Origin of the sequence: Cobetia sp. BMC6 (assembly GCF_029991385.1) — a bacterium.
Classification (GTDB): domain Bacteria; phylum Pseudomonadota; class Gammaproteobacteria; order Pseudomonadales; family Halomonadaceae; genus Cobetia.
In genome coordinates this window covers 784,033-798,914 of the sequence record NZ_JAKUMF010000001.1, presented here as the reverse complement: position 1 = coordinate 798,914, position 14,882 = coordinate 784,033, and the positions used below count along the sequence as shown (strand labels likewise).

Annotated in this window: 13 protein-coding genes; 6 read left to right on the top strand and 7 right to left on the bottom strand. The window is 60.9% G+C overall.

Annotated features, from left to right (window positions below):
* Positions 1 to 94: 94 nt before the first annotated feature.
* The gene (locus MKZ40_RS03445) at positions 95 to 1,171 is read right to left on the bottom strand and encodes a metallophosphoesterase (protein WP_175089411.1); all 1,077 of its coding nucleotides are present in this window, start codon (positions 1,169 to 1,171) and stop codon (positions 95 to 97) included.
* 16 nt (positions 1,172 to 1,187) lie between these two features.
* A complete protein-coding gene (locus MKZ40_RS03440) occupies positions 1,188 to 2,072 on the bottom strand; it encodes an NAD(+) kinase (protein ID WP_175089409.1) in 885 nt (294 codons plus the stop codon).
* A gap of 324 nt (positions 2,073 to 2,396) precedes the next feature.
* Between MKZ40_RS03440 and MKZ40_RS03435 the strand changes: the two genes are divergently transcribed.
* Positions 2,397 to 2,975: a sigma-70 family RNA polymerase sigma factor gene (locus MKZ40_RS03435; RefSeq protein WP_043334088.1), complete on the top strand. Its 579-nt coding sequence runs from the start codon at positions 2,397 to 2,399 to the stop codon at positions 2,973 to 2,975.
* Positions 2,972 to 3,796: an anti-sigma factor gene (locus tag MKZ40_RS03430; RefSeq protein ID WP_175089407.1), complete on the top strand. Its 825-nt coding sequence runs from the start codon at positions 2,972 to 2,974 to the stop codon at positions 3,794 to 3,796. The genes MKZ40_RS03435 and MKZ40_RS03430 overlap by 4 nt, the downstream gene beginning before the upstream one ends.
* 245 nt (positions 3,797 to 4,041) lie before the next feature.
* Here MKZ40_RS03430 and MKZ40_RS03425 read toward each other — a convergent pair whose 3' ends face one another.
* Complete coding sequence (locus MKZ40_RS03425; protein WP_043336770.1) at positions 4,042 to 4,425, bottom strand: histone-like nucleoid-structuring protein, MvaT/MvaU family; 384 nt, start codon at positions 4,423 to 4,425, stop codon at positions 4,042 to 4,044.
* 719 nt (positions 4,426 to 5,144) lie between these two features.
* On the opposite strand from MKZ40_RS03425, the gene bioA reads away from it, so the two are divergent.
* Positions 5,145 to 6,455: an adenosylmethionine--8-amino-7-oxononanoate transaminase gene (bioA, locus tag MKZ40_RS03420; RefSeq protein ID WP_254627064.1), complete on the top strand. Its 1,311-nt coding sequence runs from the start codon at positions 5,145 to 5,147 to the stop codon at positions 6,453 to 6,455.
* Between the two features lie 145 nt (positions 6,456 to 6,600).
* Here bioA and MKZ40_RS03415 read toward each other — a convergent pair whose 3' ends face one another.
* Positions 6,601 to 7,218: a YrbL family protein gene (locus tag MKZ40_RS03415; protein WP_175089406.1), complete on the bottom strand. Its 618-nt coding sequence runs from the start codon at positions 7,216 to 7,218 to the stop codon at positions 6,601 to 6,603.
* 330 nt (positions 7,219 to 7,548) lie between these two features.
* On the opposite strand from MKZ40_RS03415, the gene MKZ40_RS03410 reads away from it, so the two are divergent.
* Together MKZ40_RS03410 and dinB are read left to right on the top strand one after the other, a co-directional pair.
* A complete protein-coding gene (locus MKZ40_RS03410; protein WP_175089404.1) occupies positions 7,549 to 8,895 on the top strand; it encodes a Na+/H+ antiporter family protein in 1,347 nt (448 codons plus the stop codon).
* 164 nt (positions 8,896 to 9,059) lie between these two features.
* On the top strand, positions 9,060 to 10,118 hold the full coding sequence (gene dinB, locus MKZ40_RS03405; protein ID WP_175089403.1) for a DNA polymerase IV: 1,059 nt from the start codon (positions 9,060 to 9,062) through the stop codon (positions 10,116 to 10,118).
* A gap of 111 nt (positions 10,119 to 10,229) precedes the next feature.
* On the opposite strand, the gene purU is transcribed toward dinB, so the two are convergent.
* Complete coding sequence (gene purU / locus MKZ40_RS03400; RefSeq protein WP_175089401.1) at positions 10,230 to 11,084, bottom strand: formyltetrahydrofolate deformylase; 855 nt, start codon at positions 11,082 to 11,084, stop codon at positions 10,230 to 10,232.
* A gap of 413 nt (positions 11,085 to 11,497) precedes the next feature.
* Between purU and MKZ40_RS03395 the strand changes: the two genes are divergently transcribed.
* Entirely contained in the window at positions 11,498 to 13,078 is a 1,581-nt protein-coding gene (locus MKZ40_RS03395) for a ribonuclease J (protein ID WP_175089564.1), read from the top strand.
* A 201-nt stretch (positions 13,079 to 13,279) separates the two neighbouring features.
* On the opposite strand, the gene MKZ40_RS03390 is transcribed toward MKZ40_RS03395, so the two are convergent.
* Positions 13,280 to 13,564 (bottom strand): hypothetical protein, encoded by a 285-nt coding sequence (locus MKZ40_RS03390; protein WP_043336782.1) that lies wholly within the window; start codon positions 13,562 to 13,564, stop codon positions 13,280 to 13,282.
* Between the two features lie 241 nt (positions 13,565 to 13,805).
* Positions 13,806 to 14,795: a GTP 3',8-cyclase MoaA gene (gene moaA / locus MKZ40_RS03385; RefSeq protein WP_175089399.1), complete on the bottom strand. Its 990-nt coding sequence runs from the start codon at positions 14,793 to 14,795 to the stop codon at positions 13,806 to 13,808.
* Between the last annotated feature and the right edge of the window lie 87 nt (positions 14,796 to 14,882).

Below are 14,882 nucleotides of genomic sequence, written 5' to 3'. Positions count from 1 at the left end.
TTCACTGACATGTGATTGTAAAAAACAATCATCATCCATCGCCAGCATCACTGACGCTATTGGGACGTGCCAACGACCAAGCCAATGACCAGTGCTATTGACTGGCGCCATTGGCCAATGACGGGTTCGACAGGGTGTCGCGGGACAGCTCTTCCGGCACGGGGCGTCGGGAAGGCTCACGCGGTACCGGCACCCACACGAAGTTGGCGGCATCCAGCGTGGCTTCGCCACTGAAGCGATACGCCACCAGGCGCCCGAATTTGACCGCGCTGTAATCCAGGCAGGCGATGTTGGGGGCCGGCAGCGCCGGCAAGCCCTCGCACCAGTAGTGTCCGAGGAACAGCGGCGGCTGCTCCGGCCCGTAGTAAGGCAGATTGGCCAGCTCCTGCTCACTCAACCAGCGTGATTCCAGTTCGCCGGGCAGGTTGTCGGGCTGGAAGACGACATCGCCGTAGGTGCGGGGCTCACGTGCCCAGAAATGCGTGCGGAAGCTTCGGCGCGTGAAGCCATCGCCGGAGTGGATCTCGACTCCTTCCGGCAAGCGCAGATTCGCGCCGCGCGTCATGCGGTCCAGCACACGATAGGCGAAGCTGTCGTGCTCGATGGACTCGTGCAGGAAGTCTTCATCGATGCAGCCATCGGGGTAGCGCTCCAGGAAGGTACGCACCAGCGGCTCGTCCCAGCAGGCGTGCACCACGCGCAGCCCACTCTGGCCATGGGCCAGCGGCGGCAGCTCCAGACACAGCGGCATGCGCATGAACCAGCGCAGCGCCTCGTCCCACTCATCGGGATGATGCTGATATTGGTCAAGCGTCTCGCGGATGATGCGATTGTGACGTGAGGTATGCGAGCGCAGGAAATCACGATGCTCCCCGCCTGCACGCGGGCGTGCGCGCCGACAATACGCCAGGGCGTTGTATTCGTGATTGCCCATCACGATCAGCGCTTCGCCGGCATTGACCATGCTGCTGGCCAGCTGCACCGCCAGGCGGATGCGCGGACCACGATCGATGATATCACCGAGAAAGATGACCTTGCGGGTCGGGTGGCGATAGACGCCATCGACGATGTGATAGCCGAGCGTCTCCAGCAACGTCGCCAGAGTGGCGCCGCAGCCGTGTATATCGCCGATGAGATCATAGCCATCCTGTGGCGGCACGAATGCTTGCATGGTGTCAGCCTTGAGGTCATTCGCCGAGGCGATTGCTCCAACCGAGCTTGGTGCGACAGATCTCGAAATAGTTGTGCTCCAGCGGATGAATCAGCGTCAGACGCTCATTCTTGCGCCGAATCTTGAGCACATCCCCGGGCTTGGCCACCACCTGGGTCTGGCCATCGCAGCTGATATGCGGATAGGTCGAGTTGCTGGCACTGATATGCAGGATGATCTCGCTGGCCGCATCGATCACGATCGGACGACTGGAAAGGGTATGCGGGAACATCGGCACCAAGGTGATCGCCTCGAGGCGCGGGTGCACGATGGGGCCGCCGCCGGACAGCGCATAGGCGGTCGAGCCGGTCGGCGTGGCGACGATCAAGCCATCCGAGCGCTGGGAATAGACGAACTGGCCATCGATGAACAGCTCGAATTCGATCATGCGCGCCGCCTTGCCGGGGTGCAGCACCACGTCATTGAGGCCATCGGCCGCCCCGATGCGCTCGCCGTCACGATAGACCTCGGCCTCGAGCAGGAAGCGTTGCTCGCTGAGATAGTCGCCGCCCAGCACCTCGGCCACCTTCTCCTCGAGCTCATCGGGGCGAATGTCGGTCAGAAAGCCGAGTCGCCCACGATTGACCCCGAGCACTGGGGTACCGCTGCGGCACAGCGCACGTGCCGCCCCCAGCAGGCTGCCGTCACCGCCGACCACGATCACCAGATCACACTGCTCGCCCATCTGACGGCGGCTGGCCACCTGCAGACCGTGGTCCAGCAGCAGCGTGGCAGTGCGTTCCTCGATCACCATGGCCAGGCCACGGGAATCCAGAAAGCGAATCAAGCGCTTGAGCGTATCCACCACCTGGGCACTGCCCAGTCGGCCAATCACGCCGATCGTATTGAATTGCTGCTTCATCACGCCTCCCAGGCTGTCATGCCGGCCATTATGCGGACTCACCGCGCGAGCAGCAATGCAGCCGCGCCGCGCTTTTCCCATCAGATGTGAGGTGACCGGCTGACGCCACGCCCAGACACATTTGAAAACCGGCCGCGAACATCCAAGGTGGGAAGCGGGACGTTACCTGACTATCCCCCCGCAATTGACGCACCGCCATCCCGAGTGTCACGGGCATTGATTCTTTCCCGAACAAAGGCCTCTATCATGCAACTTGCCATTCCCCGGCGGTGCACATACCGTCAGCTGAACAATGGACCCCCTGCCAAAGGAGCCGGCCACCCCATGCCAGCACAGAAGCCGTCAGTCAGTCCGCCAGACGCGGAAAGCTTTGACCACGCCAGTGCGATAGAAGCCTGTGCACGCGGAGACGAGGCCGCGTTCCGCAGCCTCTATGATCTCGAATCGGGCCGCATGCTGGCGCTCGCCATGCGCCTGCTGAACAGCCGCGACCAGGCCGAAGATGCCGTCCATGACGCCTTCATCAAGCTGTGGTCCAACGCGGGCCAGTATCGCCGTGAACTCGGCAATGGTCGCGCCTGGCTGTTTACCATCCTGCGCTATCGCGCTCTGGACCAACTGCGTGCCCAGGGGCGGACGCCACGCGGCGACAGCGATGCGCTCGACACCCTGGCCGATCTGCTCGCCAACCCGGAAACCGCGGCCGATGACAGCCAGACGGCCCATCAGTTGAGCGACTGCCTGGGTGAGCTGGAAGTGCCACGACGCGAGCCCATTCTGCTGGCCTTCTTCAAGGGACTGACACACGAACAGATCGCCGAGAAGCTGAGCGCACCGCTTGGCACCATCAAGGGACGCATCCGCGCCGGTCTCAAGCTACTGCAGGAGTGCCTGTCACGATGAATAGCCCCCTGATTCCCGAATCCCCCGAAGAACAGAACCTGCTGCTGGGTGAGCATGCCCTCGGGCTGCTGGACCCTGAACGCGAGGCCGAAGTGCGCGCCTGGATCGAGCGCGATGACATTGCCGCACGCATGGCCCTGCGCTGGCAGCAACATTGGCTGAGCGTGAGTGACCGCCTGCCGCCGGAGCCCCCTTCGGACTCATTATGGAAGCGCATCGACGCCAGCCTGGTGCGCTTCAAGCAGTCCTCCGCCGCCCATGATACCGCCGCTCGACATGACGCAGAGCATACAAGCGCCTCGACCAAGGCGCCCTGGCTGCTGCGCTGGCTCGGCGGTGGCCTCGGGCTGGGTCTGGGGGCAGGCCTCGCCCTGGCGCTGGTCATGCAGATGGGGCCCTTCTCGCCCAGCGCGTCGCTGGAAGGCACCTCGCCGGAAGTGGCTACCCAGACACCTGACGGCGATGCACAACGCATGGTCGCTATTCTGCAGACACTGGAAGATCCGGGTACGCCGACCTGGGTCGCCAATGTCACGCCCAGCGGTGGCCTGCAGCTGACACCGAAGGTCTCCATCGAGCGTCCGACGGATCGCGCCATCGAACTCTGGACCCTGACCGACCCGCAAGAAGGGCCGCGCTCACTGGGGCTGGTCGACCCGATTGCCGGTATAGAACTCAGCGCCGAGCAGATCGGCAGCATGAGTCCGGGCCAGCTGCTTGAGATGACACTGGAGCCAGAAGGCGGTTCGCCGACCGGCAAACCGACAGGCAAGATTCTCGCCATCGGTCGCCTGGTGGACCTCAATCAGCGTGATAGCTGATAGTCCTCATGACAGCCCTCGGGCATGACGACTGCCGTTAGTGGCGCTTTCTGACGCTGTAATTTCACAGCGAGTCTCACGGGAAAGCGCCCTATCGCTTTGTTCAAGACCTGCTCAAGGCCTGCTCAAAAGAGGGAGCCCGCCCTCTAGCGTCAATCAAACGCCACACATGAAAAAGCCCCGCGATTGCGGGGCCTTTTCATGTGTGGCAGCGTCAGCTAGCTAGCTGGCAACAAAGCCAGTGCTCAGCTTTCAGTGCGCTCGAGCCAGGATTCGACGGTTTCCGCACCGTGCTCTTCCTTCCACTCTTTCAGCTGCTTGTGGTTACCACCACGCGTCTCGATGACTTCACCGGTGTGCGGGTTCTTGTAGACCTTCAGCTTGCGCTTGCGACGCACACCACCGGTCTTGCTTTCCGGTGCGGCAGCAGCCGGCGCCTGGGACGCTTTCGGGTCCAGCAGGGTGATGACGTCACGGGTGGACTTGCCGTACTCGCCCATCAGCGCGTCCAGCTTGTCCTTGAATTCGAGTTCGTTCTTCAGACGGTCATCATTGCGCAGGCTTTCCAGCTGCTCTTGAAGTTTCTTGAGCTCTTGCTCTTTCTGCATGAAATCAGTCAACAGGGACATGAGTATCTCCAGGATGTCGGGACAGACAGTTGAGTCACGAAAACACGATGTTGAAAGAGGTTCGGTGGATATTCATCTGCCGTACATGTTTAACAGCGCGTTTTCGTAAAGACTTGTGCAGGACACTCGGGACAGTTAAGCGCCCACACCGGATCAAGGGCGATTATAGACCGAGTCAACTGCAAGGTGAAGTCTTAAATAACATGTTCCCAAAGTATGCAATCTTTCCGATCAATGCAATAGCCAACAAAAAAACAGTACTCACCGCCCAAGCACTTCATTATCTCCTGTCACAACTGAAGACAGGTCTGCCAAAAGGGTCACTGCAACAACACGAAGAACTCTTTGCCACGACCTGATATCGGGCTTGAGGGCCCGCCATGACTAGGCCTCCAATATTCACGGGATATGCACAATTCATGACGACAACCCACAAGGAAGTATTATGCAACCACTTTTCCCTTCGGCGTGACAGCGTCACAGTACAGACTTTTGATGAAGGGCAATCATTGCCTGCGCACCTCGAAAAGCATGCACCTGAACGAACAACAGCAGTCCATACTAAAGCAGGTGACGAACTAATAGTGGTGCGAAATGCAACACTTTCTCCAGAAAGCGTCACTTCAAAAAAACCGTCAACCTGATAGAATGGTCAAAGTTGACAAAGATTGAGCCATCATCACACCACACCACTATCCCGCCACTCGCAGAGATACTCCATGCCATTCTCCCAGATGCCGACCCGCGATACGGACTCACTTTCTCTCTGGCACCCGTATACCCAGATGCAGGACATGCCAGCGCCACTGGAGGTGGCCGGCGGCACGGGAGCCCGCATGACACTGGCGGGAGGTGAGACACTGCTGGATGCGACATGTTCCTGGTGGTGCATGATCCATGGCTACGGACACCCGCGTCTCGTCGCGGCCATCCAGCAGCAAGCGGCAGAACTCTGCCATGTGATGCTGGGGGGCATTCGCCATCGACCGGCCAAGGAGCTTGCCGATGCGCTGGTGCGTGTCACCCCTGAGGGCCTGAATCATGTCTTCTTCTCCGATAGCGGCTCGGTGGGCATGGAAGTCGCCATGAAGATGGCAGTGCAATATCAGCAACAGCGCAAAGACCGCAATGACACGCGGGGGCGGACGCGCATGCTGTCATTGATGAAGGCCTATCACGGCGATACGGCGGGCTGCATGGCAGTGTGTGACCCCGAGGAAGGCATGCATTCCTTGTTCGCCGATTTCCTGCCCAGACATCATTTCGCACCGGCGCCGACTGCCGGTTTCAGTGCCAGTCGTGAAGAGGTAGCAGACGATATCAGCGCATTGCGCGCCTGCCTGGAAACACACCAGCATGAGATAGCGGCATTGTTGATGGAGCCACTGTTACAGGCGGCAGGTGGCCTCAACATGTACTCGCCCTACTATCTCGAGGCGGCACGCGAGTTATGTGATGAGTTCGGAATCGTATTGATCTTCGATGAAGTCGCGACCGGCTTCGGTCGGACCGGCAAGATGTTTGCCTGTGAACACGCCAATGTCTCTCCTGACATCATGGTGCTCTCCAAGGGACTGACGGGGGGATATCTGGGACATGCCGCCACCCTGGCCCAGAGTCATATCTTCCATGCATTTGATGGTGAGGATGCCAATAGCGCCTTCATGCACGGCCCGACCTTCATGGGCAATCCGCTGGCCTGTCGGGTAGCACTGGAAAGTCTCGCGGTATTCGAGGAAGAGAATTATCTGGGCAAGATTGACGAGCTCAATCAAGTGTTGCGCGACACCCTGCTGAATTTCTCCCATCCCGCCATTCGCGATATACGCGTATTGGGTGCCACGGCGGTGATAGAAGTGCACGATGCCAGCAGTCTGGCAGGCGCTCAGGCCCATGCCCGTGAACTGGGCGTCTGGTTACGTCCCTTCGGGCGCTGGCTCTATACCATGCCGGCCTATATCACCTCGCCGCAGGACTTGCGCCAGATCACCCATGCGATGACCAGCTACTTCGAGGCCCTGGAGCACTGATACACTGATACACAACATGACTGCTCCTGGCGATGTTCATCAAAGACGATGTTCATCAAAGGCCATTGCTATCAGCGACAAGCGCCATCAGGGGCAGTCACCCTCGAGACCCACCAGTCTCGAGAGCCATCACCATCAGAGGCATTCACCCCCACAGACGGGCTTCGAGTGCCTGATAATCCTCTGGCGAGAGCTGCCCCCCCTTGACCAGTTTCCTGAGGAAGTGACGATAGCGACGCGCGACCTTGCGCCGTGCCAGCCAGGCGACGCTGGTCGCCAGCGGAATGAAGTCAGGATTCGAGACACCGTCGATCAGCCACAACCTGGGCGGCTGGTCGTCGCTGAACTGGACCACGATATTGCGATCATTGAGATCAGACGGAATCAACCAGCGTTTCTCGAGATAACGATAGAGATTGGCCAGCTCGCTCACCAGCACCTCGGCGCTCAGGCGCTCGGGGGTCTCGAGATGCACCTCGCGCAGTCGGCGTGACGTGGAGCCGTCACTGTCGAGAATCAGATCGAAGACCAGCCCGAGTCCCTCGGCGGTGGCGATACTGCCGTGGTAGGCAGGCACATAGGACCAGTCGCGCATGCCACGTCTGACCAGGCCCTCGAAATAGCGTTGCTCGCGTTCATTCTGGCGGCTGCCCTTGTCAGGGTAACGCGGGACCTTGATGCAGCGATGGGGGTCGTTCGGGTCCTGATAGACACGCCGATCATTTCCCATGCCGATGACGCGGGCATTTTCCAGCTCCAGCATGCGCACTCCTGTTGAATAACGCCTGCGACTGCAGCCGCCGGGCAGCGTGGCATTCTACAAAAAGCCGTCATGGCACGCCAACTTGTGCCATTTGGCAGCGCCCACGTTCATCGGCCATTCAGCTTGCGTTGCCCTTCTGGTAAGATTATGCGCCGTTTTTGACGGCATTCAGGAGGAAGCCGCAGGAACACTGCGACAGCAAGGCATTCGTCACGAATGTACACGTCATGCGAGGCATTGCCCCGGGATCGGGTGGCCACGCACCCACAGTTCGCCCGCTCTGTCCGCAACACTCCCAAAGCTGGCACAACCCCACATAGAGGTACTCGCATGAATGCGGTAATTCTGGCCGTCCTGGTCATGGTCGGCCTGTCGTTGGCTCGCGTCTCGGTCGTCTTCGCGCTGGTCGCCGGCGCCCTGGTCGGCGGTCTGTTCAGCGGGCTGTCCCTGACCGACACGCTCGGCGCCTTCAATGACGGTGTCGGCGGCGGCGCCAAGGTCGCGCTGGCCTACGCCACTCTCGGTGCCTTCGCCGTCGCCCTGTCTCGCTCCGGCCTGCCGGACCTGCTCGCCGCACGCCTGATCGGCCTGCTCAATGGCGAAAGCACGCCGCGCCGCCAGACGGCCATCAAGTACGGCCTGCTGGGCAGCGTGACTCTGGTCGCGATTTCCTCCCAGAACCTGATTCCGGTTCACATCGCCTTCATCCCGATCCTGATTCCGCCGCTGCTGGTCGCCATGAACCGCCTGCGTCTGGATCGTCGTGCCGTGGCCTGTGCACTGACCTTCGGCCTGACCGCGCCCTACATGCTGCTGCCGGTCGGTTTCGGCTCCATCTTCCTCAACGACATCCTGCTGGCCAACATCAATGATGCCGGCCAGTCGCTCGGTCTCGACGTGACCCGTGGCATGGTGCCGATGGCGATGGCGATTCCCGTCGGCGGCATGTTCCTTGGCCTGCTGACGGCGCTGTTCGTCTCCTACCGCAAGCCGCGTGACTACGCGACCCGCGAGATCAAGTCCAGCAACGTACCGCACCACACGCCCATGCACACGCCATCCAAGAGCGGTCTGGTCATGGCAGGCATCGCCATCATCGCCGCCCTCGGCATTCAGTTGTATTCCGGCTCGATGATTCTCGGCGGCCTGGTCGGCTTCGCCATCCTCTCGCTGGGTGGCCTGTTCAAGTGGAACGAAGCGGATGACCTCTTCACCTCCGGCATGCGCATGATGGCGCTGATCGGCTTCATCATGATCTCGGCGGCAGGTTTCGCTTCCGTGATGAAGGCCACCGGCGACATCCAGACCCTGGTCGACGCCTCCTTCCACATCATCGGTGACAACAAGCCGCTGGCCGCGCTGGTCATGCTGATGGTCGGTCTGTTCATCACTCTCGGCATCGGCTCCAGTTTCTCGACCATTCCGATCATTGCCGCCATCTACGTGCCGCTGGCGCTGCAATTCGGCTTCTCGCCGCTGGCCACCGTCGCGCTGATCGGCACCGCCGCCGCGCTGGGAGATGCCGGCTCACCGGCTTCTGACTCGACCCTCGGCCCGACGGCCGGCCTGAATGTCGATCAGCAGCACGACCACATCTGGGACAGCGTGGTGCCGACCTTCCTCCACTACAACATCCCGCTGATCGTGTTCGGCTGGGTGGCCGCGATGACGCTGTAATCCGCTGAGCGCCAGTCTCGCGCCCAAGCAAGATGCCAGCCATGCCAACGCCCGACAGTGGGGACTCTCCTCACTGTCGGGCGTTATCGTTGGTGAGCCTGCTCAAGCGCAATGAGTGAGCACAAGCACTGGACAGCCATCCAGTCTTTTAGCATGATGCGCGCATGCGCAAGATCCTCCACGCCGACTGTGATTGCTTCTATGCCGCCGTCGAGATGCTCCGCCATCCCGAGTGGCGCGAGGTGCCCATCGCCATCGGTGGCCGCACCGAGCAACGCGGCGTCATCGCCACCTGCAACTATCCCGCGCGCGCCTTCGGCGTACGCTCGGCGATGTCGACCGCCCGAGCGCTGCGCCTTTGCCCACAGCTGATTCTGGTACCCCCGGATTTCGAGCGCTACCGCGCCGTTTCCGCCGAGATCCAGGCACTCTTCCATGAACTGACGCCCCTGGTGGAGCCCCTCTCGCTGGATGAGGCCTATCTGGATGTCAGCGCCGTGACTGACTTTCAGGGCAGCGCCACCTGGATGGCGCGCTGGCTGAAGGAAGAGGCGCTCAGGCGCACCGGCATCACCCTCTCCCTTGGCGTGGCCGCCAACAAGTTTCTGGCCAAGATCGCCAGTGACTGGGAAAAGCCCGACGGCCTGACGGTGATCACGCCCGAGACCAGCGACGCCTTCATCCGCCAGCTGCCCGTCGGCAAGCTGCACGGGGTCGGCCCGGCGACGCTGGCGCGTCTGACACGCCTGGGCATCACCACCTGCGAAGACATGCGCGGCACACCGTTGACAACACTGGCCGAGCACTTCGGCAAGTTCGGCACACGCCTGCACGAACTGGCGCACGGCATCGATGAGCGACCGGTGCGTGTCGAACGCGAACGCAAGTCGATCAGTGTCGAGCACACCTTCGATCACGACCTGCCTGACCTGCCAGCCTGCCTGGAGCGCCTGCCCGCCCTGCTCGAACGCCTGACCAGCCGTCACGCCCGTCATGACCAGCCGGTGCTGGCCAAGCAGTTCGTCAAGATCCGCTTCAGCAACTTCGAGAGCACCACGCTGGAAAGCCTGCTCCCCGCCTCGACCACCACGCTGCCGAGCGCCAACAGCTTCGCCCTGCTGATGGAGCAAGCCTGGCAACGCGGCCACCGCCCTGTCCGCCTGCTGGGCGTCGGCGTACGCCTCAAGGCCCGCGAGGACGCCCAGCAGCTGGGGTTGTTCTAGCTCGACGCCAACCTGATCCCGCAACCAAAAAAGCCGGCACCTGAGACAGGTACCGGCTTCATCGTCACGACCTCAGGTCGATGACAGACTCATGCGTTGAGCAAGCGAGGCTCAGGCGAAGACGATGGTCTTGTTGCCGTGGATCAGCACACGATCCTGCAGGTGCCAGCGCAGGCCGCGGGCCAGCACCTTCTGCTCGACATCACGGCCGATGCGCACCAGTTCCTCGGCGGTATGGCAGTGTGTGACGCGATGGATGTCCTGCTCGATGATCGGGCCGGCATCCAGCTCTTCGGTCACGTAATGACAGGTCGCCCCGATCAGCTTGACCCCGCGCCCGAAGGCCTGGTGATACGGCTTGGCACCCACGAAGGAAGGCAGGAAGCTGTGGTGGATGTTGATCAGGCGACCGGCATAGCGTTCACACAGGCTCGGCGGAATGATCTGCATGTAGCGCGCCAGCACGATGCAATCGGCCCCGGATTCTTCCACCAGACGCTCGACTTCGGCAAAGGCCGGAGCCTTGTCATTCTTGTCGACCGGCACGTGATGGAACGGAATGCCGTGCCATTCCACCAGCGAGCGCATGTCATCGTGATTGGAAATGACGCAGGGAATCTCGCAATCCAGATCACCGGACTGCCAGCGATGCAGCAGGTCCACCAGACAATGGGAGTCCTTGGAAACCATCAGCACGACACGCTTCTTGGCAGCGGTGTCATGCACGCGCCACTGCATGCCGAACTCTTCACCGATCGGTGCGAAGCGCTTGCCGAGCTCATCGGCGCTCAGGCCGATGGTTTCGGGGTTGATCTCATAGCGCATGAAGAAACGGCCGGCGCCAAGATCAGAATGCTGATTGGCTTCGGTGATCCACCCGCCCTGCTCGGCGATGAAAGTGGAAACTCGGGCAACAATTCCGACCTGATCAGGGCAGGACACCACCAGGCGATAGGCGTGAGACATCGTAAGTTCAACCATTGTGATAGCGGGAATGATGTTCAGCCGGCGAAACGCCGGCCTGCGCGAGGAATCATGACACCGCCCGTAAGCAGCCCCTCGGCAAAGGTGGGCTATTGTAGCTGATCACGCGGCCTGAAACAGTGCTGCGCCCCGATTCTGTCCATATGGTCAATACGACATTGCGATCAGCGACATCACGCCGGCCCACCTCAAGGCGTCACGTTGACGGCCGAGGCGCTATCGAATCGAATCGATCGGACAACAGCGCCATTTGTGGCGCTTCGCGGGATTCCCGTATAGTTGAGCCACATTTTATAGATGGCATGACATCCATGTTGAAACCCCGCGTTCAAGTCCGTCAGAGACAACGTCCGCCGCTGCACCTGCTACCACTGGGTGGCTGCGGCGAGATCGGCATGAATCTGACGCTGTATGGTTATCAGGATCACTGGATCGCCGTGGATTGCGGCATGATGATTCGTCAGGATCTGCCGGAAGGTCCGTTGCAGGTACCGGATATCGAGTCCCTGGCAAGCCTGGGCATCAGCCCGCAGATGCTGGTGATCACCCATGGCCACGAAGACCACATCGGCGCAGTCGCCTGGCTGTGGCCGAAGTGGCGCTGCCCGATCATCGCCACGCCCTTGGCGGCTGGCCTGCTGCGCGCCAAGTTTGCCGAGCGCGAGCTGGAAACCTCCAGCCTGCAGATCATCGAGGTGGATGAAGGCTTCGAATCCGGCCCCTTCGCGCTGCGACTGTTGCCGCTGACCCACTCGATTCCGGAAAGCTGCTCATTGCTGATCGTCACGCCGGAATATCGCGTGATGCACACCGGCGACTGGAAGCTGGACCCGGAGCCCTTGATCGGCAAGCCTACCGATCCGGCGCGTTATCAGGCACTGGCGCCGGTCGATCTGGTCGTCGGCGACTCCACCAATGCGCCGCTGGCAGGCCATTCGCGTAGTGAAGGCGAGGTTGCGCGCGCACTGGAGAAGACGCTGGCCGGCTGTCGCGGTCGCGTCGTCGTGACCTGCTTTGCCAGCAATCTGGCCCGCATACTGGCACTGGGGCGCGCCGCCGCACGCAATGGCCGCCGCATCACGCTGCTGGGTCGCTCGATGGAGCGCATGGTGCGCGTCGCCCGCGGTCTCGGCTATCTGGAGGACTTCCCGCCACTGGTACCGGTGAAGGACCTGGGCTATCTGCCCCCGGAAGAGGTCATGGTGATCGCCACCGGCAGTCAGGGCGAGCCGCGCGCCGCACTGTCACGCCTGGCCAATTCCCGGCATCCGGACTTCGAGCTGGCTGCCGGCGACACCGTGATCTTCTCTTCCAAGGCGATTCCCGGCAATGAGCTGGCCATCGGCAAGCTGCACAATGCCCTGACACGACTCGGCGTCAGCATCATGGAAGAGAAGCAGTTCCCGGAGCTGCACGCCTCCGGCCACCCGGCACAGGAAGAATTGCGCACCTTCTATGGTTGGCTCAAGCCGGTACGTCTGCTGCCGGTGCATGGCGAATATCGCCACCAGCTCGCTCACACCCAGGTGGCACAGTCCCTGGGCATCGAGGCACCGCTGATTCCCGTCAATGGTGACGTGATTCGCCTCGATGCTCAGGGGCTGTCGGTGGAGAAACGACTGACACTGCACGAACGCATCATCGAGCATGACAAGGTGCGTCCGCTGGACTCCATGGACCGCCGTGCCCGCGCGCGTCTCGGCCGGCATGGCAGCGTCTCGCTCGCGTTGCCCGTCACGCTGCAGGAAGCCGGCTGGGTTCGCATCGGCCGCTTGATGCTGGATATCAGCGGCACCTCAAGCCTGGATGAAGACAGCTTCGCCGAGTGGCTGGATGACACCCTGGCAGGCCTGGATGCCAGCAATGAACGTGAACTCAAGCAGCAACTCGATGGACGCATCAATCGCTGGCTGCGCAACCACCTGCGCCATGAGCCGGTGCTCTTCCTGCATATCATGGCCATGAATCAGCAGTGAGTATCGCGCCATCATTGAAGTGATGGCCGCTTCGAGCTCACTGCCCTGCGCAAAGCGAGACATGAAAAAGCCCGCCCGGGAAATACCGGGCGGGCTTTTCTGCTGCTGGGAGGCGCTCAGGGGCTGGTGATGGAGAGATTGCCGACTGGCAATCTCGTTCTCAAGCGCTTCAGCCACCTCCATGACGTCAGACCGAAGGGCTCAAACGGACTTGTTCTTCGGCGGACGGCCACGACGCTTGGGCTGATCACTGACCAGGTCATCCACGGAAAGGCCAGCTTCGATCATCGCATCACGAATCTCGGCAAGCTTGCGCTCCTTGGCGATTTCTTCCTCGCGGCGCTGCTCGTCTTCTTCGGCTTTCTGCTCGATCACCTCATTGATGACCTCGGAGAGCTTGTGCAGTTGTTCCATGGACAGCTGACGCGCTGCTGCACGAGCAACATTCTTGTTGCGGGCGATCTTTTCGAGAGAATCGGCTGTCATTTCGCTACCTCCACCATATGCACTGAGCTGGAATCCCTGCGAGTCATCGCATTGGATGTGATAATGCAGCAAAGTATAAGCGCTAAATATGAACTAACAAGCCTTGTCAAAAGCAAGGCAGTGTTTCCATAGGATAGACCAACAAAAACCCCGCTTGATAGCGGGTTTTTTGTGAGCGCCTGTGAGTTATCCGGGAAGGCTCGATCAACATGAGCGCCACGACTGATGACGAAAAAGGGACTCAGCCTCCCGTCATGTTCATGAAGCGAACGATCTGGACATCACCGTCCGTCGTGAAGTGATGACGCTCGGGCTTGAGATGCATGGCATCGATGATCGCGGCCTTGAGCGGCTCGATATCCCCCGGGTGGCGACGCATGATGTCCCGCAGGTCAAGCGAGTGCTCATTGCCAAGACACAGCAACAGACGCCCCTCTACCGTGACGCGAACGCGGTTGCAGGTCGAGCAGAAGTTATGACTGTGTGGTGAGATGAATCCCACCCGTGATTCGCTGTCCGCCATGCGGAAATAGCGTGCCGGCCCCAGGCTGTCTTCAAGTGTGGGAATCAGCGGATAACGCGTCTCGATGCGCGCCTGGACATCATCACTGGAGCAGAAGGTCTCGTCACGACCGTGATCCGAGACCTGGCCCAGCGGCATCTCCTCGATGAAGCTGATGTCCAACCCTTCCTGACGCGCGAATTCGACCAGCGATACCACTTCGTGATCATTGCGACCTTTCAGCACCACCGCATTGAGCTTGATGCGGAAACCTTCCTCGCGCGCAGCACGGATTCCGGCGATCACCTTGTTCAGGTCGCCGGTACGCGTCAGCGCCTTGAAGCGCTCCGGGTCCAGAGAATCAAGGCTGATATTCAGCCGTGACATGCCGGCGGCCTTCAACTGCGCGGCGTGCCTGGCAAGGCCCGCGCCGTTGGTGGTCATCGAGAAGTCCTTGAGGCCCTCGAGCGCGCCGATTTCATCGACCAGCTTGCCGATATCACGCCGCACCAGCGGCTCCCCTCCGGTCAGGCGAATCTTCTCGACCCCCAATTCCACGAAGGCGCGCGCCAGCAACGCGATCTCTTCGAGGCTCAACACCTCATCGCGCGGCAGAAAGGTCATCTCTTCGCTCATGCAATAGACGCAGCGAAAGTCACAGCGGTCCGTCACTGACAGGCGAACATAGCGGATGCGACGACCGAAGTCATCGACCAGGGTTTCCATCATGACTCTCCCGAAAACTTGGATGTTGCCAGCGCTGATTGTCGCTCTTCGCGGCTGGCCTCGGCCAATGAGTCATCAGCCTTGTGTTGC

Coding starts and splice junctions, on each gene's coding strand:
- dinB (WP_175089403.1), top strand. CDS start 9,060: ATGCGCAAGATCCTCCACGCCGACTGTGATTGCTTCTATGCCGCCGTC.
- moaA (WP_175089399.1), bottom strand. CDS start 14,795: ATGATGGAAACCCTGGTCGATGACTTCGGTCGTCGCATCCGCTATGTT.
- MKZ40_RS03425 (WP_043336770.1), bottom strand. CDS start 4,425: ATGTCCCTGTTGACTGATTTCATGCAGAAAGAGCAAGAGCTCAAGAAA.
- MKZ40_RS03415 (WP_175089406.1), bottom strand. CDS start 7,218: ATGCTGGAGCTGGAAAATGCCCGCGTCATCGGCATGGGAAATGATCGG.
- bioA (WP_254627064.1), top strand. CDS start 5,145: ATGCCATTCTCCCAGATGCCGACCCGCGATACGGACTCACTTTCTCTC.
- MKZ40_RS03435 (WP_043334088.1), top strand. CDS start 2,397: ATGCCAGCACAGAAGCCGTCAGTCAGTCCGCCAGACGCGGAAAGCTTT.
- MKZ40_RS03445 (WP_175089411.1), bottom strand. CDS start 1,171: ATGCAAGCATTCGTGCCGCCACAGGATGGCTATGATCTCATCGGCGAT.
- MKZ40_RS03430 (WP_175089407.1), top strand. CDS start 2,972: ATGAATAGCCCCCTGATTCCCGAATCCCCCGAAGAACAGAACCTGCTG.
- MKZ40_RS03410 (WP_175089404.1), top strand. CDS start 7,549: ATGAATGCGGTAATTCTGGCCGTCCTGGTCATGGTCGGCCTGTCGTTG.
- MKZ40_RS03395 (WP_175089564.1), top strand. CDS start 11,498: ATGAATCTGACGCTGTATGGTTATCAGGATCACTGGATCGCCGTGGAT.
- MKZ40_RS03440 (WP_175089409.1), bottom strand. CDS start 2,072: ATGAAGCAGCAATTCAATACGATCGGCGTGATTGGCCGACTGGGCAGT.
- MKZ40_RS03390 (WP_043336782.1), bottom strand. CDS start 13,564: ATGACAGCCGATTCTCTCGAAAAGATCGCCCGCAACAAGAATGTTGCT.
- purU (WP_175089401.1), bottom strand. CDS start 11,084: ATGTCTCACGCCTATCGCCTGGTGGTGTCCTGCCCTGATCAGGTCGGA.